Annotated in this window: 19 protein-coding genes and 1 tRNA gene; 9 read left to right on the forward strand and 11 right to left on the reverse strand. The window is 72.4% G+C overall.

The window, feature by feature from the left end; translation table 11 throughout:
* The first annotated feature begins 241 nt into the window (after nucleotides 1-241).
* Nucleotides 242-2,602, forward strand: a complete 2,361-nt coding sequence (locus ABEB09_RS10085; RefSeq protein ID WP_345689261.1) for a ribonucleoside-diphosphate reductase subunit alpha — start codon at nucleotides 242-244, stop codon at nucleotides 2,600-2,602.
* The gene (locus ABEB09_RS10090) at nucleotides 2,602-3,618 is read left to right on the forward strand and encodes a ribonucleotide-diphosphate reductase subunit beta (protein ID WP_345689263.1); all 1,017 of its coding nucleotides are present in this window, start codon (nucleotides 2,602-2,604) and stop codon (nucleotides 3,616-3,618) included. Before ABEB09_RS10085 ends, ABEB09_RS10090 begins: the two co-directional genes overlap by 1 nt.
* Before the next feature lie 89 nt (nucleotides 3,619-3,707).
* On the opposite strand, the gene def is transcribed toward ABEB09_RS10090, so the two are convergent.
* The 8 genes from def to ABEB09_RS10130 all read right to left on the reverse strand — a co-directional run bounded on the left by def (nucleotide 3,708) and on the right by ABEB09_RS10130 (nucleotide 11,190).
* Nucleotides 3,708-4,358 (reverse strand): peptide deformylase, encoded by a 651-nt coding sequence (def, locus tag ABEB09_RS10095; protein ID WP_345689266.1) that lies wholly within the window; start codon nucleotides 4,356-4,358, stop codon nucleotides 3,708-3,710.
* Between the two features lie 63 nt (nucleotides 4,359-4,421).
* Nucleotides 4,422-5,402, reverse strand: a complete 981-nt coding sequence (locus tag ABEB09_RS10100) for a tetratricopeptide repeat protein (RefSeq protein WP_345689268.1) — start codon at nucleotides 5,400-5,402, stop codon at nucleotides 4,422-4,424.
* A 97-nt stretch (nucleotides 5,403-5,499) separates the two neighbouring features.
* Nucleotides 5,500-6,738, reverse strand: a complete 1,239-nt coding sequence (locus tag ABEB09_RS10105; RefSeq protein ID WP_380840667.1) for an HD-GYP domain-containing protein — start codon at nucleotides 6,736-6,738, stop codon at nucleotides 5,500-5,502.
* A 5-nt stretch (nucleotides 6,739-6,743) separates the two neighbouring features.
* The gene (locus tag ABEB09_RS10110; protein ID WP_345689272.1) at nucleotides 6,744-8,207 is read right to left on the reverse strand and encodes an HD-GYP domain-containing protein; all 1,464 of its coding nucleotides are present in this window, start codon (nucleotides 8,205-8,207) and stop codon (nucleotides 6,744-6,746) included.
* 277 nt (nucleotides 8,208-8,484) lie between these two features.
* Nucleotides 8,485-8,787, reverse strand: a complete 303-nt coding sequence (gene rsrA / locus ABEB09_RS10115; RefSeq protein ID WP_345689274.1) for a mycothiol system anti-sigma-R factor — start codon at nucleotides 8,785-8,787, stop codon at nucleotides 8,485-8,487.
* Complete coding sequence (locus tag ABEB09_RS10120) at nucleotides 8,784-9,440, reverse strand: sigma-70 family RNA polymerase sigma factor (RefSeq protein WP_345693897.1); 657 nt, start codon at nucleotides 9,438-9,440, stop codon at nucleotides 8,784-8,786. The genes rsrA and ABEB09_RS10120 overlap by 4 nt, the downstream gene beginning before the upstream one ends.
* 261 nt (nucleotides 9,441-9,701) lie before the next feature.
* Nucleotides 9,702-10,358 carry an alpha/beta hydrolase family protein gene (locus tag ABEB09_RS10125; protein WP_380842105.1) on the reverse strand — a complete coding sequence of 219 codons (657 nt, stop codon included), beginning with the start codon at nucleotides 10,356-10,358 and terminating at the stop codon, nucleotides 9,702-9,704.
* 16 nt (nucleotides 10,359-10,374) lie between these two features.
* Nucleotides 10,375-11,190, reverse strand: coding sequence for an SOS response-associated peptidase (locus tag ABEB09_RS10130; protein ID WP_345689278.1), 816 nt, complete (start codon nucleotides 11,188-11,190; stop codon nucleotides 10,375-10,377).
* Nucleotides 11,191-11,240: 50 nt separating this feature from the next.
* Between ABEB09_RS10130 and ABEB09_RS10135 the strand changes: the two genes are divergently transcribed.
* The 4 genes from ABEB09_RS10135 to ABEB09_RS10150 all read left to right on the forward strand — a co-directional run bounded on the left by ABEB09_RS10135 (nucleotide 11,241) and on the right by ABEB09_RS10150 (nucleotide 14,764).
* The gene (locus ABEB09_RS10135) at nucleotides 11,241-11,945 is read left to right on the forward strand and encodes a M50 family metallopeptidase (protein ID WP_345689280.1); all 705 of its coding nucleotides are present in this window, start codon (nucleotides 11,241-11,243) and stop codon (nucleotides 11,943-11,945) included.
* A gap of 27 nt (nucleotides 11,946-11,972) precedes the next feature.
* Complete coding sequence (gene aroA, locus ABEB09_RS10140; RefSeq protein WP_345689282.1) at nucleotides 11,973-13,295, forward strand: 3-phosphoshikimate 1-carboxyvinyltransferase; 1,323 nt, start codon at nucleotides 11,973-11,975, stop codon at nucleotides 13,293-13,295.
* A 5-nt stretch (nucleotides 13,296-13,300) separates the two neighbouring features.
* Nucleotides 13,301-14,311 carry a ribosome small subunit-dependent GTPase A gene (gene rsgA / locus ABEB09_RS10145; protein WP_345689284.1) on the forward strand — a complete coding sequence of 337 codons (1,011 nt, stop codon included), beginning with the start codon at nucleotides 13,301-13,303 and terminating at the stop codon, nucleotides 14,309-14,311.
* Nucleotides 14,312-14,440: 129 nt separating this feature from the next.
* Nucleotides 14,441-14,764 (forward strand): DMT family transporter, encoded by a 324-nt coding sequence (locus tag ABEB09_RS10150; RefSeq protein ID WP_345689286.1) that lies wholly within the window; start codon nucleotides 14,441-14,443, stop codon nucleotides 14,762-14,764.
* Here the strand turns inward: ABEB09_RS10150 and ABEB09_RS10155 are convergent.
* Complete coding sequence (locus ABEB09_RS10155) at nucleotides 14,730-15,350, reverse strand: TetR/AcrR family transcriptional regulator (RefSeq protein ID WP_345689288.1); 621 nt, start codon at nucleotides 15,348-15,350, stop codon at nucleotides 14,730-14,732. The two genes, ABEB09_RS10150 and ABEB09_RS10155, sit on opposite strands and share 35 nt — an antisense overlap.
* 97 nt (nucleotides 15,351-15,447) lie before the next feature.
* Between ABEB09_RS10155 and hisN the strand changes: the two genes are divergently transcribed.
* Nucleotides 15,448-16,251 carry a histidinol-phosphatase gene (gene hisN, locus ABEB09_RS10160; protein ID WP_345689290.1) on the forward strand — a complete coding sequence of 268 codons (804 nt, stop codon included), beginning with the start codon at nucleotides 15,448-15,450 and terminating at the stop codon, nucleotides 16,249-16,251.
* 128 nt (nucleotides 16,252-16,379) lie between these two features.
* Nucleotides 16,380-16,784 carry a CBS domain-containing protein gene (locus ABEB09_RS10165; RefSeq protein WP_345689292.1) on the forward strand — a complete coding sequence of 135 codons (405 nt, stop codon included), beginning with the start codon at nucleotides 16,380-16,382 and terminating at the stop codon, nucleotides 16,782-16,784.
* Nucleotides 16,785-16,901: 117 nt separating this feature from the next.
* Here ABEB09_RS10165 and ABEB09_RS10170 read toward each other — a convergent pair whose 3' ends face one another.
* On the reverse strand, nucleotides 16,902-18,353 hold the full coding sequence (locus tag ABEB09_RS10170; RefSeq protein ID WP_345689294.1) for a catalase: 1,452 nt from the start codon (nucleotides 18,351-18,353) through the stop codon (nucleotides 16,902-16,904).
* Nucleotides 18,354-18,493: 140 nt separating this feature from the next.
* On the opposite strand from ABEB09_RS10170, the gene ABEB09_RS10175 reads away from it, so the two are divergent.
* Nucleotides 18,494-18,910: a Fur family transcriptional regulator gene (locus tag ABEB09_RS10175; RefSeq protein WP_345689296.1), complete on the forward strand. Its 417-nt coding sequence runs from the start codon at nucleotides 18,494-18,496 to the stop codon at nucleotides 18,908-18,910.
* Between the two features lie 122 nt (nucleotides 18,911-19,032).
* Here the strand turns inward: ABEB09_RS10175 and ABEB09_RS10180 are convergent.
* Nucleotides 19,033-19,106 (reverse strand) — tRNA-Met (locus ABEB09_RS10180).
* Nucleotides 19,107-19,136 lie beyond the last annotated feature (30 nt).

The following is a 19,136-nucleotide window of genomic DNA, read 5'->3' on the forward strand; positions in this document are numbered from 1 at the left end:
CCACAGGGGAATCCGGTGTGAATCCGGAACTGTCCCGCAACGGTGTATCAGTGTGCTTTTGCGCACCCGCAGTCCGATGACCTGCCGACAGTCGCCCGGACCCTCCGGCCCGGGTGCCACGACGTCCGGGCCTCGCGGAGTGGGCCGGTGGACGCGGTCACGCACGCCCCTGCCCCGGCGCGCCGCCCCGCTCCCCCGGCCGGCCAGCGCGGCCCCCAGCCGAGCGAGGGAGAGCCCCCACGTGACCATCGCGCCAGCGGATCCGGCCTCAGCGATCGAGAGCGACGGGACCGACGGTCCCGGGACCGTGCTCCTGCGGACCCTGACCGACCTCACCGCCGATCTGCCCGACACCGACCCCGGACGGGTCGCCGCCGCCGCGCTGCGCGGCCGGCACGCCGGGTCGGACGAGGCCGAGCTGCGCGAGCTCGCCACCGAGGCCGCGGCCGGTCTGATCGCCGAGGACCCGGCGTACTCGCGGCTCGCCGCCCGGCTGCTCACCCTGACCATCGCCGAGGAGGCCGCCGGCCAGGGCGCCGTGTCGTTCTCGGCCTCCGTGGCCGTCGGCCACCGCGAGGGCCTGATCGCCGACCGCACGGCCGGGTTCGTGGCGGCCCACACCGACCGGCTCGACGCGCTGATCGACCCCGCCGCCGACGACCGGTTCGGCTACTTCGGGCTGCGCACCCTGTACTCGCGCTACCTGCTGCGCCACCCGATCACCCGCAAGGTCGTCGAGACGCCGCAGCACTTCATGCTGCGCGTCGCCTGCGGCCTCGCCGAGGACGAGTCGGTGCGCGCGCTGGAGGAGGTCGCCGCGCTGTACGGGCTGATGAGCCGGCTCGACTACCTGCCGTCCTCCCCCACCCTGTTCAACTCGGGCACCCGCCACCCGCAGATGTCGTCCTGCTACCTGCTGGACTCGCCGCAGGACGAGCTGGACTCCATCTACGACCGCTACCACCAGGTGGCGCGGCTGTCGAAGCACGCGGGCGGCATCGGCCTGTCGTACTCCCGCATCCGCGCCCGCGGTTCGCTGATCCGGGGCACGAACGGCCACTCCAACGGCATCGTGCCGTTCCTGAAGACCCTCGACGCGTCGGTCGCCGCCGTGAACCAGGGCGGCCGCCGCAAGGGCGCCGCCGCCGTGTACCTGGAGACCTGGCACGCGGACATCGAGGAGTTCCTGGAGCTGCGCGACAACACGGGCGAGGACGCCCGGCGCACGCACAACCTGAACCTGGCCCACTGGATCCCGGACGAGTTCATGCGCCGGGTCAACGCCGACGCCGAGTGGTCGCTGTTCTCCCCGTCCGACGTGCCGGAGCTGGTCGACCTGTGGGGCGACGAGTTCGACGCGGCGTACCGGGCCGCCGAGGCCAGGGGCCTGGCCCGCAAGACCATGCCGGCCCGGGACCTGTACGGCCGCATGATGCGCACCCTCGCGCAGACCGGCAACGGCTGGATGACGTTCAAGGACGCCTCCAACCGGACCGCGAACCAGACCGCCGAGCCCGGCACGGTCGTCCACTCGTCCAACCTCTGCACCGAGATCATCGAGGTCACGAACGACGGCGAGACCGCCGTCTGCAACCTCGGCTCGGTCAACCTGGGCGCCTTCGTGGAGAACGGGGAGATCGACTGGAAGCGGCTGGACGAGACCGTCCGCACGGCCGTGACCTTCCTCGACCGGGTCGTCGACATCAACTTCTACCCGACCGAGCAGGCGGGCCGCTCCAACGCCCGCTGGCGTCCCGTCGGCCTGGGCGCGATGGGCCTCCAGGACGTCTTCTTCCAGCTGCGGCTGCCGTTCGACTCGGCCGAGGCCCGCGCCCTGTCGACCCGTATCGCCGAGCGGATCATGCTCGCCGCGTACGAGGCGTCGGCCGACCTGGCCGAGCGCAACGGCCCGCTTCCGGCCTGGGAGCAGACCCGTGCCGCGCGCGGTGTGCTGCACCCCGACCACTACGACGTGGAACTGGCCTGGCCCGAGCGGTGGGCGGCGCTGCGCGAGCGCATCGCGTCCGTCGGTATGCGCAACTCGCTGCTCCTCGCCATCGCGCCGACCGCGACGATCGCCTCGATCGCGGGCGTGTACGAGTGCATCGAGCCGCAGGTGTCCAACCTGTTCAAGCGCGAGACGCTGTCCGGCGAGTTCCTCCAGGTCAACTCCTACCTGGTGGACGAGCTGAAGAAACTCGGCGTGTGGGACGCGCAGACCCGCGAGGCGCTGCGCGACGCCAACGGCTCGGTGCAGGGCTTCACCTGGGTGCCGGCCGAGGTGCGCGAGCTGTACCGCACGGCGTGGGAGATCCCGCAGCGCGGCCTGATCGACATGGCCGCCGCGCGCACCCCGTTCCTGGACCAGTCGCAGTCGCTGAACCTGTTCATGGAGACGCCGACCATCGGCAAGCTGTCGTCGATGTACGCGTACGCCTGGAAGCAGGGCCTGAAGACGACGTACTACCTGCGCTCGCGCCCGGCTACCCGCATCGCCCGCGCCGCCTCCGCCGCCCAGATCCCCGTCCAGCAGGCGGCCCCCGACGCGGACGCCGTCGCCTGCTCCCTTGAGAACCCCGAGTCCTGCGAGGCCTGCCAGTAATGCCCACCGACCGACCCCAGAACCTGCTCGACCCCGGCTTCGAGTTGACTCTCCGCCCCATGCGCTACCCGGACTTCTACGAGCGCTACCGGGACGCCATCAAGAACACCTGGACCGTCGAGGAGGTCGACCTCCACTCGGACGTCGCCGACCTGGCGAAGCTGTCCCCGGGTGAGCAGCACCTGATCGGCCGCCTGGTCGCGTTCTTCGCGACCGGTGACTCGATCGTCGCGAACAACCTGGTGCTGACGCTGTACAAGCACATCAACTCGCCGGAGGCGCGGCTGTACCTGTCGCGCCAGCTGTTCGAGGAGGCCGTGCACGTCCAGTTCTATCTGACGCTGCTCGACACCTACCTCCCCGACCCGGACGACCGCGCGGCCGCCTTCGCCGCGGTCGAGAGCATCCCCTCCATCCGGGAGAAGGCCGGGTTCTGCTTCAAGTGGATGGACTCGGTGGAGAAGCTGGACCGGCTGGAGACGCAGGCCGACCGCCGCCGCTTCCTGCTGAACCTGATCTGCTTCGCCGCCTGCATCGAGGGCCTGTTCTTCTACGGCGCCTTCGCGTACGTGTACTGGTTCCGCAGCCGCGGCCTGCTGCACGGCCTGGCGACCGGCACCAACTGGGTGTTCCGCGACGAGACGATGCACATGAGCTTCGCCTTCGACGTGGTCGACACCGTCCGCAAGGAGGAGCCGGAGCTGTTCGACGACCAGCTCCAGCAGCAGGTCACCGACATGCTGAGGGAGGCCGTCGAGGCCGAGCTCCAGTTCGCCCGCGACCTGTGCGGTGACGGCCTGCCGGGCATGAACACCGAGTCGATGCGCCAGTACTTGGAGTGCGTCGCCGACCAGCGCCTCCAGCGCCTCGGCTTCGCCCCGGTGTACGGCTCGGAGAACCCGTTCTCGTTCATGGAGCTGCAGGGCGTGCAGGAGCTGACGAACTTCTTCGAGCGCCGCCCGTCCGCCTACCAGGTGGCCGTGGAGGGCTCGGTGGACCTGGACGAGGACTTCTGATCCGGTCCTCCGGCACGTGAGTCCTCCGGCACGTGAGAAAAGGGCCCCGCTCGTTCGCGAGCGGGGCCCTCGTGCGTTGCCGTAACGCGTCAGTCGTTGGGGACGACCGGGTAGCGGGGCGTGCCCTCGGCCATCTGCCGCAGTGCGTCCTTGCGCTCGCGCTTCGACAGCCGGTCGATGTACAGGTAGCCGTACAGGTGGTCCGTCTCGTGCTGGAGGCAGCGGGCGAAGTAGCCCGTGCCGCGCACCTTGATCGGGTTGCCCTTGACGTCCTGGCCGCGCACCACGGCGTAGTCGGGGCGGGCCAGCGAGGCGTACGCGGTGGGGACGGAGAGGCAGCCCTCGTTGGAGTCGTCGAGGATCCGGCGGTCCGCCGGCAGCTCCTCCAGGACGGGGTTGCAGACGACGCCCACGTGCCGGACGCCCTCGTCGTCGGGGCAGTCGTAGACGAAGACCTTCAGGTCGACGCCGATCTGGTTGGCGGCCAGGCCCACGCCCTCGGCGGTGCGCTGGCTGGCGAACATGTCGTCGACGAGCTTCGCCAGCTCGTCGTCGAACTCGGTGACGTCCTTGCACTCCTTGTGCAGCACGGGGTTGCCCACGACCGTGATCGGGCGGGACGTGCCGCGCTCGCGGTACGCCTGCTCGCGCTCCTCGCAGTTCTCCGTGTCGACGATGAAGCCCTCGTCGTCCACGGGGAGGGCGTCGTGGCCCTGGTGGTCCGTCTCCTGCTGCGACATGTCCGCTTTCGCGCCTTCCCTGAGTACCCGTTGCGATGTGCCCGTACAGACTACGGCCCGGGCTCAGCAGACTTCTTCGAGATCCCGCCACTCCCGGCTGTCCGGGCTGTCGGCGACCCAGCCGTCGAGCAGTCCCCGCACCAGTCCGGCGGGTGCGGCGATGCCGCACTCGCGCTCCGGCACCCACAGGTCGCCGGCCGTGCGGTGGCCGAGCGGTCCCGGGTGGCCCGGCTCGCTGTGGTCGTGCGGGTCCAGGTGCTCGCCCTCGCCCTCGGCGCTGGGCATCCGGGACTCGGAGCAGGCGCGGCACAGCAGCCGCACGGAGGACGACCAGTCCTCGGCGGCGAAACCGGCGTCGGCGGCCAGCTTCTCCAGGGCGTCCCGGTCGGCCTCGGTGGCCGCTTCCAGGAGCACCACCCAGGTCGGCACGGGCGACGGGGCCCACAGCTCGATCTCGTCGAACACGGGGAAGCTGTGCCCGGACGACGTGGTCCGCTCACCGTTCGGCACGCCGTCGTGCAGGACGACCTCGCCCCAGCGGCGGCCGGAGGACGGCAGCGGGATGGACAGCACCTCGATCCGGGCCGGGTCCAGCCGGCGGCCCCACACCACCTCGGCCTCGCCCTCCGGCGAGAGCCGCACGGCGGCGCTGCCCAGCTCCATGCCGGCCGGTTCACCGCCCCCGGCGGCGGAGCCCGGCACCCGCAGCCCGTACGCCTGCCAGGCGCGGCGGGCCAGCGGCCAGTCCTGGAGCGCCGTGGCGGCGATGCCGACGTTCCACCAGTCGGGCGCCCCGGTCTCCTTGTCGAGCAGGGCGACGGCCCGCAGGCCGGCGGCCCGCGCCTGCTCCCAGTCGTGCCGGAACTTGTGCAGCAGTGCCAGGTTGAACCAGGACTCCGAGAGCCAGGGCTCCAGGTCCGCCGCACGCGTCAGCAGCGCGCCCGCGTCCTCGTACCGCCCGTCCCCGATCAGCGTGAACGCGCGGTCGGTGGCCTGCCGCCACGAGGCGGAGGGCCGATGCCGTACCTTCCCGAAGATCCTCACGATTCCCGCCTGCCGGTCGCTGAAGGTCACTGCCCCCGGACACCCTCTCGTTCGCATCCAACCATGCCCGGTCGCACGCCCGCTCATTACCCATGGGTTACCCCGGTACCGGCCCCCCGACGCCGCCCCGGGCGAGCACCCGGGCGAGGGACTCCACGACCGCGGGATGGTAGTCGCGGGCGGTGCCGAGGCGCAGGTGTTCGAGGGCTCTGAGCGCTCCATGGGCGGTTTCCCCGGAGAGGTCGTCGTACGCGTTGACCGCGCGGACGATCCGTGCGGGCAGGGGCTGTTCACGGTACGGGTCGGCCTGCCGCTCGACGACGACGGCGACGGCGGCCGTGACGCCGGTCTGCCTCACCACGGCCCCGCCGAGGAGGGCGATCCTGCGCTGTTCGGCGGCCGGGAGGAGAGCGGTGGCGCCCTCCGGTACGGGGTCGACGAGGGACAGCTGCCCGATGTCGTGCATGAGCGCCGCGTACTCCAGCACGGTCAGGTCCTCGCCGGAGAGCCCCAGCTCCCGCCCGACGGCCCGGCTGAGCGACGCGACCCGGTGGGCGTGGCCGGGCGGCGTGTACCCGGCGATCTCGGTGGCCCTGGCCAGGGAGGCGATGGTCTGCCGGTACGTGGTGCGGACGGCGGCGTAGCGGCGGAACGCCAGCTGTGTGAGCAGCAGCGGTACGCAGAAGACGGGCAGCGCCCACAGCCCCGCGACGGCCACCGCGAGCGCCATCACGGCGCCCGTGGCGCAGACGGCGGAGCCGATCCCGAGCAGCGCGCGCAGCTCGTCGCGCAGCAGCGGCGCGTACGGGTAGCGGGTGCGGGCGCGCAGGAGCAGCGCGGCCAGGACGGCGTCGCACAGGGCGGTCAGCACGAGGAGCAGCACCAGGAACAGCGCGTGGTACGGCCCCTGCCCGGCGACGTCGGTGAGGACGCCCGCGTTGTACAGCGGCTGGAAGCACACGGCGGCGAAGGTGACGGTGAGCACGCGGCGGGCCACCTGATCGAGGTCGGGCCCGCGGCCCCTGGCCACGTGCGGGACGGCGCCGACGAGGACGCCGGCCATGACGACGGCGAGGACCTGGGGGACGCCGTGGGTGGTGGGGCGGCCGCCGGCCTCGCCGAGCAGGGCGTACGCCAGGGCCCCGGCGGCGCCCAGGGGCGCGGGCTCGCGCTCGCCGGGCCGGGCGCCCCAGCGGGCCAGCTCGCCGAGGGTGATCAGCAGGCCGAAGGCGAGGGCGGTGCCGGGCTGGGCGACGCCGTGCCAGAGGGTCCACCCGAGTCCCCCCGCGGTCAGCACGGCGGCGGCGCCCTGCACCGCGAGCACGGTACGGGGCACGCGCCTCACCGTCCGCCGCCCGGCGCGGGTCGTGCGGCGCCCTTGCGCGTCCGCCGGCGGCCGGGCGAGGGCACCGCGCCGAGTTCGGCGGCGGTTCCCTGACCGGTCGCGGGCGCCGGGGCCGGGGGCGGCGGTGGCGCCGGGGGACGCCCTGCGGGCTCGTCCGAGGTGACCGTCGTCTGCCAGCCGTGGCGGGCCAGGGCGCGGACCAGGGCGCCGACCATGGTCGGGTCGAACTGGCTGCCGGCGCACCGCTCCAGCTCGGCGAGGGCCGTGGGCACCGGGCGGGCGCGGCTGTAGGAGCGGGTGGAGGTCATGGCGTCGAAGGCGTCGGCGACGGCGACGACCCGGGCGAACTCGGGGATCTGCGCCCCGCGCAGCCCGTACGGGTAGCCGGTGCCGTCCAGGCGCTCGTGGTGGTGCAGGATCGCGGCGCGCGCCTCGCCCAGGAAGCCGATGCCGCGCACCATTTCGTGCCCGTACTCGGGGTGCAGCTCGATCACCCGGCGCTCCTCGGGGGTGAGCGGGCCGTCCTTGCGGAGGATCCGGGTGGGCACGCCGAGCTTGCCGACGTCGTGGAGCGTTCCGGCGAACCGGAGGATCTCCAGCCGCGTCTCGTCCATGCCCAGTTCCCGGCCGATCAGTACGGAGGCCCGGCCGACGCGCTCGCTGTGGCCGCGCGTGTAGGTGTCCTTCAGGTCGACGGCCTGGACGAGGGCCCGGATGGTCGCCTGGTGGGCGGCGCGCTCGCGGTGGTACTGCGCGAAGACCCAGCAGGAGATGTACATGGGGAGCAGGACGAACAGGGCGGCGGGCCAGCCGTACGGGCTGCGCCACAGCACGGCCATCATCAGCCCGACCAGTCCGTGGACCGCGTGCGGGGCGAGCGACCGGCCGAACAGGTCGCGCCAGGCGGCGGCCAGGGGGACGCGTTCGGCGGTGGCGAGGACACCGCCGTCGAGGGCGGTGAGGACGAGGCAGAAGGCGAGCACCGCGGCCCCGGCCGGCAGCAGGACGTACGGGAAGTGCGGCCCGCTGCTTCCGCCGTCGCCGCCGAGCGCGGCGGGCCCGCCCAGGAGCGCGGCGGCGTGCGCGGCCGCCCACGCGGCGACGGCCAGCTGCGCGGCGCGCCAGACGCGCCGCAGCCCGCGGGCCGGGCGCTGTCCGACGCCTGCCACGAGCGCGCCGGGCACGGCGGCGAGCGCGGCGGCCGGGGGTGGCAGCAGCAGTGCGGCGGCGAGGAGCACCGGGAAGAAGGAGCCGGCGTTCACCGGGACCGAGGCGCCGGTGACGCGCCCGACGAGGGGGCAGCGGGCGGGCCACTCGCAGAAGGCGTAGAGCGCGGCGAGGAGCGCGAGGGCGCCCCAGGGGGTCGCGGAGCCGGGCAGGAACGCGGGGAACGCGGCCCCGGCGGCGCACAGCGCGGCGCCCGCGATGTACGCGCGCGCCGCTCTCGGAATGCCCGCCACCGTTCTCCCGTCCTCCCGTCGGCCGAACCCAGCGCCAGGCACGCCAGGCTAACGAGCCGCCAGCGCCCGGGCGGTGTGTCGCAGCGGATTAGCACATTCGGGTGAAGAGGGGCGGGACGGGAGATGAAGGAAGGACTTGGCGAGAGCCAGGTGAAAGGACCGGCACAGCACGAGGCGGGGGTGACCGGGGCCGGGCGTGCAGGACCCGGACGGCACGAAGCGGGGCGCGCCACGTCGGTCGTGGCGCGCCCCGCTCCGTTCTTCTGTGCCGCCGGTGCTACTGCTCCTGCGCGGCGGCCTGTACGTCCTGCTCGGGTGCCGGCTGGCCGGACCGGATCAGTTCGATCCGCCCCATGACCTTGGCGCGCAGATCACTCGGTACGTCGTCGTGGCCGCAGCACCGCTTGACCAGCTTCTTCACGGCCTGCTCCAGCCCGTACTTCTCCAGGCAGGGCGAGCATTCCTCGAAGTGCTTGTCGAACTTGGTGCAGTCGCTGTCGGGCATCTCACGGTCGAGGAACTCGTAGAGATGGTCCAGGACCTCCGAGCAGTCCGTCTCGTGCGGCTCTCCGCAGCTCATGAGCCCGAGCCTTTCCGATCGTTCGACGACTCTCCAGCGCCCGCGGGTACCAGCCCGCGTTCGCGGGCGTAGTCCTCGAGCATGCCGCGCAACTGACGGCGCCCACGGTGGAGTCGGGACATCACCGTACCGATGGGTGTACCCATGATGTCCGCGATCTCCTTGTACGCAAAGCCCTCGACATCGGCGAGATACACGGCGATGCGGAACTCCTCCGGGATCGCCTGGAGGGCTTCCTTGACGTCGGAGTCGGGCAGGTGGTCCAGCGCCTGGGACTCGGCGGAGCGCAGACCGGTCGACATGTGCGACTCGGCGCGCGCGAGCTGCCAGTCCTCGATCTCCTCGGCCGCGCTGCGCTGGGGCTCACGCTGCTTCTTGCGGTACGAGTTGATGAACGTGTTGGTGAGGATCCGGTACAGCCACGCCTTGAGGTTCGTGCCCTCGCGGAACTGGTGGAACGACCCGTACGCCTTGGCGAACGTCTCCTGGACCAGGTCCTCGGCGTCGGCCGGGTTGCGGGTCATCCGCAGGGCCGCCGAGTACAGCTGGTCGAGGTAGCCGAGGGCGTCCCGCTCGAAGCGCGCGTTGCGCTCGACGTCCGTCTCCTCGGGGCCGTCGTCGGTCCCCGTGTCGGTCCCAGTGACCGGACCCACCTCCTCCAGCGGCACGGCGAGACCGAGTGCGGACCCGCTCGAATCGGAGAATAGTCGACCTTCCGCCGACCGTGCCTTTCGATTCTTCGCGGCCGTCACCCGCACAGAGCCCGTGGTGCCGGTCATGGGCGCGGGCAGCACCGTCCAGTCCAGCTCTGCGGCGTGCGACCGGTTCGGGCAGATGGTCGAACCCATGCGACGGACTCCCTCTCCTGACTCTGTTCTCACCGACGCTGAGTGACAACAGCGGTGGTCCGCTCCTCATTCCCGCGGGCCGCGAAGGGATCCGAGCCACTTCGCGACGGCGCCGGTGATCAGCCGCAGCGCCTCGTCCTGCCCGAGCGTGGCCCGCTTCGGTACGGCGAAGCCGTGGTCCGCCCAGGGCACCTCGACGAGCTCGTGGTCGCCCGGCGGGAACTCGGCGGGCCTGCCGAAGGAGTCGTTGCCGCCTTGGACCACGAGCGTCGGCAGGCCCGTGCCGAGCAGTTCGTCCGCGCGGCTGCGCTCCGGCCTGCCGGGCGGGTGCAGCGGGAAGGACAGCGCGAGGACCGCGTGGGCGTCCAGGTCGCGTGCGGTGCGGCAGGCGACGCGGGCTCCGGCGCTGCGGCCTCCGGCGACGACGGGCAGGCCGGGTGCGCGCAGGGCGGGCCACAGGTCGTGCCAGGCCGCGTCCAGCGTCCTGGGTGCGGGGGCGACCTTCTTGCCGGCCACCCGCCAGGGCTGTTCGACCAGGGCGACGGTCACTCCGGTGGCGGGCAGGTGCGCGGCGAGCGCCTGGAGGTCGCGGGCCTCGACGCCGCCCCCGGCGCCATGGCCGAGGGCGAGGACGAGCCGGGCGCCCGGCCCGGCGGCGTACCAGGTGATCCGGGCGTCGCCTGCCCCCGTGGGGATGGTCTCGGTCTGTGTCACGCGTCCCATCCTTCCCTTCCCGGCCTCAGAAGAGGGTGGCCTCCTCGGGGGCGTCGAGTTCCGTCAGCAGTTCGGGCCCGTTGTTGCGGACGTTGCTGACGGCCGTACCGACCGGGTAGGCGCGCATCCGGCCCTCGGGCGGCGGGGCGAGCAGGTCGCGCAGCTCGTCGGGGTCGGTGCGGGCCGGGTCGAGCCAGGCGTCCCACCGGTCGGGCGTGAGCATCAGCGGCATGCGCGGGTGGATGTCGGCGAGCGAGCGCGGGCCCTCGGCGGGGGCCACGCCGAGCGGGCCCTTCTCCGCCTCGGTGGTGATCACGGAGCAGGTGGCCCACCAGGCGGAGGGGTGGTCGGGCGGCAGCGTGGGGTCGCGCCAGAACTCGTACAGGCCGGCCATCGCGAAGGCGGAGCCGTCGGCGGGCGTCACGAAGTAGGGCTGCTTGCGGGGCCGCTTCTTCTTGCCCTCGACCTCCAGCTGCCGCTCGTCGGCGCCGGTCACCCACTCGTAGTAGCCGTCGGCGGGGACGATGCAGCGCCGCGCGGTGAAGGCCCGCCGGAAGGCCGGCTTCTCGTGGACGGTCTCGGCCCGGGCGTTGATCATCCGGGCGGCGCCCTCGGGGGTCTTGGCCCAGGACGGCACGAGCCCCCACCTCAGGGCGCGCAGCTGGCGAACCGGGCGCGGCGAATCGGCGTCCTTGAGGGGACGGTCGAGTACGGCGTACACCTCTTTGGTCGGGGCGACGTTCCAGTCCGGTTCCAGAGCCTCCTTGGGCTCCCACTTCTCTATGCCGAAGATGCCCGCCAGATCCTCGGGCTTTCGACTCGCCGCATAACGTCCGCACATACTTGCCCACCCTGCCACGATCACCGCACTCCCGAGGAGCCGACCCAGAAATGGCCACCACCGATGTCATCTCCGACGTCCTCGGCACCCAGCCGGCACCCAAGGTGTGGCTGGTCGTCGTGACCGGCGTCGCCGCGCTCGCCGTGACCGTGCCGCGTCCGGTCTGGCTGCTGGCCCGCAACGCCATCACGATCGCGCACGAGGGCGGCCACGGGCTGATCGCGCTGCTCACCGGCCGCCGCCTGGAGGGCATCCGGCTGCACTCGGACACCAGCGGGCTCACGGTCAGCCGGGGCAGGCCGACCGGCCTGGGCATGATCCTCACGGCGGCCGCCGGTTACACGGCGCCGTCGCTGCTCGGACTCGGCGGGGCGTGGCTGCTGGCCGCGCACCGGATCACGCTGCTGCTGTGGGTGGCGACGGCGCTGCTGATCGCGATGCTGGTGATGATCCGCAACGCGTACGGGGCGCTGACGGTCATCCTGACAGGTGGCGCGTTTCTGCTGGTGTCCTGGCTGACGGGGCCGGACGTCCAGTCGGCGTTCGCGTACAGCGCGGTGTGGTTCCTGCTGCTGGGCGGGGTGCGGCCGGTCTTCGAACTGCAGGCGAAGCGCAGGCGCGGAGGTGCGGGCGACTCGGACGCGGACCAGCTCGCGCGCCTCACGCACGTGCCGGCGGCGCTCTGGTTGTTCCTCTTCCACGCCGTGTCGCTCTGCTCGCTGATCGGCGGTGGCCGCTGGCTGCTCGGTCTGTGACCTGCTCGGCCCACTAAAGTGAAGGGCATGACCGAAAGCTCCGCGCACCTTGATCTCTGGCCCGCCCCCTACGCGAGCGGAGCGGTCGACGCGACCGTCGCCGTGCCCGGTTCCAAGTCGGTCACCAACCGTGCCCTGGTGCTGGCCGCCCTCGCCTCCGAGCCCGGCTGGCTGCGCCGCCCGCTGCGCTCGCGGGACACGCTGCTGATGGCCGAGGCGCTGCGCACGCTGGGCGTCGGCATCGAGGAGGGCGTGGGCCCCGACGGCACCGGTGAGGCCTGGCGGGTCATCCCCGCGGGGCTGCACGGTCCCGCCACGGTCGACGTCGGCAACGCCGGCACGGTGATGCGCTTCCTGCCGCCGGTGGCCGCGCTCGCGGACGGCCCCGTCCACTTCGACGGGGACCCGCGCTCCCACGAGCGGCCGCTGCACGGGGTGATCGACGCCCTGCGGGTGCTGGGCGCCCGGATCGACGACGGCGGGCGCGGCGCGCTGCCGCTGACCGTGCACGGCGGCGGGGCCCTGGACGGCGGCAAGGTCGACATCGACGCGTCGTCGTCGTCGCAGTTCGTCAGCGCCCTGCTGCTGTCGGCGCCGCGCTTCAACCAGGGCGTGGAGGTCCGGCACACCGGTGAGCGGCTGCCGTCGATGCCGCACATCCGCATGACCGTCGACATGCTGCGGGCCGTGGGCGCCCAGGTCGACGAGCCGGAGACGGGCGGCGAGCCGAACGTGTGGCGGGTCTCCCCGTCCGCGCTGCTGGGCCGTGACCTGGTGATCGAGCCGGACCTGTCGAACGCGCAGCCGTTCCTGGCGGCGGCGCTGGTGACCGGCGGCCGGGTGACGATCCCCGACTGGCCGTCCCGGACGACCCAGCCGGGCGACGCGCTGCGGGAGATCTTCACCGGGATGGGTGGCTCCTGCGAGCTGACCGAGGCGGGTCTGACCTTCACCGGTTCGGGTCGGATCCACGGTGTCGATGTGGACCTCGGCGAGGTGGGCGAGCTGACCCCCGGCATCGCGGCCGTCGCGGCCCTCGCCGACTCGCCGTCGACCCTGCGCGGCGTGGCCCACCTGCGGCTGCACGAGACGGACCGGCTGGCGGCGCTCACCAAGGAGATCAACGAACTCGGCGGCGATGTCACCGAGACCGCGGACGGGCTGCACATCCGGCCGCGCCCGCTGCACGGCGGCGTGTTCCACACGTACGACGACCACCGCATGGCGACGGCCGGCGCGATCATCGGCCTCGCCGTCGAAGGCGTGGAGATCGAGAACGTGGCGACGACCGCCAAGACCCTGCCCGACTTCCCGCAGATGTGGACCGAAATGCTCGCGACCGAGGCCTGAACGACATGCGCCGATACGGCAAGAACGCCGACGAGGACGACGTCCGCGTCCGCCCCAACCGCAAGGGCAACCGCCCCCGCACCAGCATCCGCCCCAAGCACGAGGACGCCGCCGAGGGCATGGTCCTCACCGTGGACCGCGGCCGGCTCACCTGTCTGGTCGAGGACCGCACGGTCATCGCGATGAAGGCGCGCGAGCTGGGCCGCAAGGCGGCGGTGGTCGGCGACCGGGTGTCGCTCGTCGGCGATCTGTCGGGCCGGAAGGACACGCTCGCGCGGATCGTCCGGATCGGTGAGCGCGCCTCCGTGCTGCGCCGTACGGCCGACGACGACGATCCGTACGAGCGGGTCGTCGTCGCCAACGCCGACCAGCTCGCCATCGTCACGGCCCTGGCGGACCCCGAGCCGCGCCCGCGCCTCATCGACCGCTGTCTGGTGGCCGCGTTCGACGGGGGCCTGGAGCCGCTGCTCGTCCTCACCAAGTCGGACCTGGCCCCGCCGGAGAAGCTGCTGGAGCTGTACGGGGCGCTGGACATCCCGTACGTCGTGACGAGCCGGGACGAGCTGTACGACGGGCATGCGGCGGACCGGGTGCGCGAGCACCTGGCGGGCCGGACGACCGCGTTCGTCGGGCACTCCGGCGTGGGCAAGACGACCTTGGTCAACGCCCTGGTCCCGGAGGAGCGGCGGCGCAGCACCGGCGTCGTCAACGCGGTGACGGGACGCGGCCGGCACACCACGACGTCGGCGCTGGCGCTGCCGCTCGACGCCGCGGAGGGCTGGGTGATCGACACGCCCGGCGTGCGGTCGTTCGGCCTGAACCACGTGGACCCGTCCCGGGTCATCCACGCCTTCCCGGACCTGGAGCCGGGCACGGAGGGCTGCCCGCGCGCGTGCAGCCACGACGAGCAGGACTGCGCGCTGGACGAGTGGGTGGCGGAGGGTCACGCGGACCCCGCGCGCCTGTACTCGCTGCGGCGGCTGCTGGCCACGCGCGAGCGGCGCGAGGGCGACTGATTCGTCCTTGTTCGCCCGTCCTGCACCGTCCTGCCGGAAAGTAACTGCATAATCGCACCAAGTGGTGCGGCGACCGGTCCGTACCCCTGGCGGAGCAGTCAGCCAGCGGCGGCGTGGGAGGCACTGACGATGGCGTGGCTGCTGGTGGTGATCGCCGGTCTGCTGGAGACGGGTTTCGCGGTCTGTCTGAAGCTCTCGCACGGGTTCACCCGGCTGTGGCCGACGATCGCCTTCGCCGCGTTCGCGATGGGGAGCTTCGGTCTGCTGACGCTGTCGCTGCGGAAGCTGGACGTCGGCCCGGCGTACGCGGTGTGGACGGGGATCGGCGCGGCCGGCACCGCGGTCTACGGGATGATCTTCCTGGGCGACCTGGTGTCCGTGCTGAAGATCGTGTCGATCACGCTGGTCATCCTCGGCGTCATCGGGCTCCAGCTGTCGGGTTCGTCGCACTGACGGCCGGGCGCGTCGCGCCGAGCGCCGCGCGGACGAGCGGGCCGGGGCCCTGCCCGCGTGCGGCCGGGGCGACGAGGTGGCTGAGGGCGAGCCGCAGGGCGACCTCCGTGTCGAGTGTGGCGTCCGGTGCGGGGCGCGCCCGGTCCCGTATCTCCTCCAGCAGTTCGCCGGGCCCCGGTGTGCCCGCGTCGGCGCGGCGCTGGGCGGGGCCGACGCGCAGGGTGCGGCGGGGGCGCGCGGGCGGCGGCTCGGGGAGCCGGGTGCCCCAGCAGCCGGTCAGCAGGGCGCGCAGCAGCGGCCGGGCCGTGGCGCGGGCGACGAGCCAGTCGGCGAGGGCGGCGAGCCGTTCGGCGGCGTCGCCGGGCGGGCCGGCCGCGGCGGCGCGTTCGACCGCGGCGAGGCACGCGTCGGCCTCGCGGCGGACCAGTGCGCGGGCGAGGCCGTCCTTGCTGCCGAACTCGTTGTAGAGGGTCTGGCGGGACAGTCCGGCCGCGGCGGCGACGTCGACCATGCGGACCGCCGACCAGGGCAGGTCCGCGAGGGCCGCGAGCGCGGCGTCGAGCAGGGCTTCTCGCGCGGTGGGCATCGGCGCCTCCCCGGGGCAGGCAGCTCCGGTGCTCAGGGTCCGGTCGCGTCCGTGGACTGTCAATAGCCGCCGCGACGGCGCGGGATAGAGTCGCCCCATGGCCGATTACCACGATGATCTGCGTCTCGCCCACGTTCTCGCGGACGCCGCGGACGCCGCCACGATGGACCGGTTCAAGGCGCTGGACCTGAAGGTCGAGACGAAGCCCGACATGACGCCGGTCAGCGAGGCCGACCGGGCCGCCGAGGAGCTGATCCGCAGCCACCTCCAGCGGGCCCGTCCGCGCGACGCGATCCTCGGTGAGGAGTACGGCGTGGAGGGCACCGGTCCGCGCCGCTGGGTGATCGACCCGATCGACGGCACGAAGAACTACGTGCGGGGCGTCCCCGTGTGGGCGACGCTCATCGCGCTGATGGAGGCCGGCGAGGACGGGATCTTCCAGCCGGTGGTGGGCGTGGTGTCGGCCCCGGCGCTGGGCCGCCGCTGGTGGGCGGCCCAGGGGCTGGGCGCGTACACGGGCCGCGATCTGGCGTCGGCGACGCGGATCCAGGTGTCGAAGGTGTCGAAGCTGAGCGACGCGTCGTTCGCGTACTCGTCGCTGAGCGGCTGGGAGGAGCGGGGCCGCCTCGACGGTTTCCTCGACCTCACGCGCGCGTGCTGGCGGACCCGGGCGTACGGCGACTTCTGGCCGTACATGATGGTCGCCGAGGGCTCGGTGGACATCTGCGCCGAGCCGGAGCTGTCGCTGTGGGACATGGCGGCCAACGCGATCGTCGTGCAGGAGGCGGGCGGTACGTTCACCGGCCTCGACGGACAGCCGGGCCCGCACAGCGGCAACGCGGCGGCGTCGAACGGCCTGCTGCACGAGGAACTGCTGAGCCGGCTGCGACCCGAGGAGTGACGAGCCTTCGCCAGTAGGCGCGCGCCCCCTTGTTGGACCCTCGTCCCCCTGCCACTCTGGGAGCCCCCCACTTGTGAACTTGTGAATCCCTTCTCGTTGACGGATTCACCAAGGAGGTGGCTCCTTTCATGCTCGTCCGTGACGCCATGAGCACGATGGTCCTCACCATCGGTCCCGCCCACACCCTGCGCCAGGCCGCCGCACTGATGGCCGCGCGCCGGGTGGGCGCGGCCGTCGTCCTCGACCACGACAGCAACCATCTCGGCATCCTCACCGAGCGTGACATCCTCATCTCCGTCGGCGCGGGCCAGGACCCCGACCGGGAAGCGGCCGGCGCGCACACCACCACCGACGTCGTGTTCGCCGCACCCGGCTGGACGCTGGAGGAAGCCGCCGAGGCCATGGCCCACGGCGGGTTCCGGCACCTCGTCGTCCTCGACGACGACGGCCCGGTCGGCATCGTCTCCGTACGCGACATCATCCGCTGCTGGGTACCGGCCCGCCGGCCCGCCGGAGCGGTCTCGGCGGCGTAGAGGCAGGCACCGGCGCCGCGCGTACGGCATCCGGCACGGCCGCGCGTACGGCATGCCGAAGGGCCGGCACCCGTGACGGGTGCCGGCCCTCCTCCAACGGCAAGCGATCCAGCGCTGTCAGCCGCGCAGGGCCTGGACCGCGGCCTCCAGCCGCTTGCCGAAGTCTCCGTCGGCCCGACGGAAGTTGTCGATCGCGCGCTCGGCGATGTCGTCGCGCGAGACCTTGGCGATGAAGCCCGCCAGGTTGTCGATCAGACGGCCCTTCTCGTCCTCCGACATGAGCCGGTACAGGTTGCCCGCCTGCACGAAGTCGTCGTCCTCCGCGTGCACGGGAGCCGGGTGGTCGCCGGTCGCGCCGGAGACCGGGACGGGCTGCCAGAGCGGGCGGCCGGTCTGGTGCGGTCCGCCGAAGCTGTTCGGCTCGTAGTTCTTGGCGCCCTTGTGGCGGCCGTCGTACAGGTGGCCGTCACGGGAGTTGGTGCGCGCCTCGGTGGCGTGCGGGCGGTTCACCGGCAGGTGGTCGGCGTTGATGCCGACCCGGTAGCGGTGGGCGTCGCCGTACGCGAAGAGGCGGCCCTGGAGCATCTTGTCGGGCGAGGGGCCGATACCGGGCACGAAGTGCGCCGGCGAGAAGATCGACTGCTCGACCTCGGCGAAGATGTTCTCCGGGTTGCGGTTCAGCTCCAGCTTGCCGATCTCGATCGGCGGGTAGTCCGCGTGCGGCCACACCTTGGTGAGGTCGAACGGGTTGAAGCGGTACGTCGCCGCGTCGGCCGCGGGCATGATCTGCGCCTGGACGGTCCAGCTCGGGAAGTCGCCGCGCTCGATCGCCTCGCGCAGGTCGCGCTGGTGCGAGTCCGGGTCCTCACCGGCGAGCGCGTTGGCCTCGGCCTGGGTGAGGTTCTTGATGCCCTGGTCGGTCTTGAAGTGGTACTTGACCCAGAAGACCTCGCCGTCCTCGTTGTTCCACTGGAACGTGTGCGAGCCGTAGCCGTTCATGTGGCGGTACGAGGCGGGGATGCCGCGGTCGCCGAAGAGCCAGGTCACCTGGTGCGTGGACTCGGGCGAGAGGCCCCAGAAGTCCCAGACGTTGTCCGCCTCCTGCGAGCCGGTGTACGGGTCGCACTTCTGGGTGTGGATGAAGTCGGGGAACTTGATGGCGTCCTTGATGAAGAACACCGGGGTGTTGTTGCCGACGAGGTCGTAGTTGCCCTCCTCGGTGTAGAACTTCACCGCGAAGCCCCGCGGGTCGCGCACCGCGTCGGCCGCGCCGAGGTTGCCCGCCACGGTGGAGAAGCGCAGGAAGACCTCGGTCTGCCTGCCGATCTCCGAGAGGAACTTCGCGCGGGTGTACGGGGTGACGTCGGCGGTCACCGTGAAGGCGCCGTACGCGCCGGCACCGCGCGCGTGGACCACGCGCTCCGGGATGCGCTCACGGTTGAAGTGCGCGAGCTTCTCCAGCAGGAGCTGGTCCTGGACCAGGACCGGGCCGCCGATGCCCGCGGTCTCGCTGTTCTGGTTGTCGGCGACCGGCGCGCCGGCCTCCGTGGTGAGCGGTCCCTGCGTCACGTGCGCCTCCTGCGTTTCCTGCAAGTCCTGTCCTTTGGCCAAAGCCGTTTCTGATCCTACAATGGACTTTGTCTAAGTCAAGCTCGCATCCAACCCCACACCCGTTCGGGACTTGTCCCCCGCCTGTTAGGCTGATGCGCATGAGTGACCTGTTGGAACGCCTGCGCGGCCGCGGCTGGCGGATGACCGCACAGCGGCGCGTCGTGGCCGAGGTCCTCGACGGAGATCATGTCCATCTGACCGCCGACGAGGTCCACGCACGCGCGGCGGAGCGACTCCCCGAGATCTCCCGCGCGACCGTCTACAACACGCTGGGTGAGCTGGTCGGCCTGGGCGAGATCCTCGAGGTCTCGACCGACCGCCGCGCCAAGCGGTACGACCCGAACGCGCACCGGCCCCACCAGCACCTGGTGTGCTCGCGGTGCGGCGCCATCCGCGACGTCCACCCGTCGGGCGACCCCCTGGCCGACCTGCCGGCCGCGGAGCGCTTCGGCTTCACGATCTCGGACGTCGAGGTCACGTACCGCGGCATCTGCCCGCACTGCGCGACGGCCTGATCTGCGCGTAAGCCCCCGGTGCACGAGCACCGGGGGCTTACGCGTGTCCGGGCCGCTCCGAAAGACGGCTGGAGAACGCCGAAGGCCCGGATCCTCAAGGATCCGGGCCTTCGATCTTTCAGTAGCGGGGACAGGATTTGAACCTGCGACCTCTGGGTTATGAGCCCAGCGAGCTACCGAGCTGCTCCACCCCGCGTCGGTGAACACCACCTTACGGGACGCCGTG

This window comes from Streptomyces coeruleoprunus (genome assembly GCF_039542925.1).
Lineage (GTDB): Bacteria > Actinomycetota > Actinomycetes > Streptomycetales > Streptomycetaceae > Streptomyces > Streptomyces coeruleoprunus.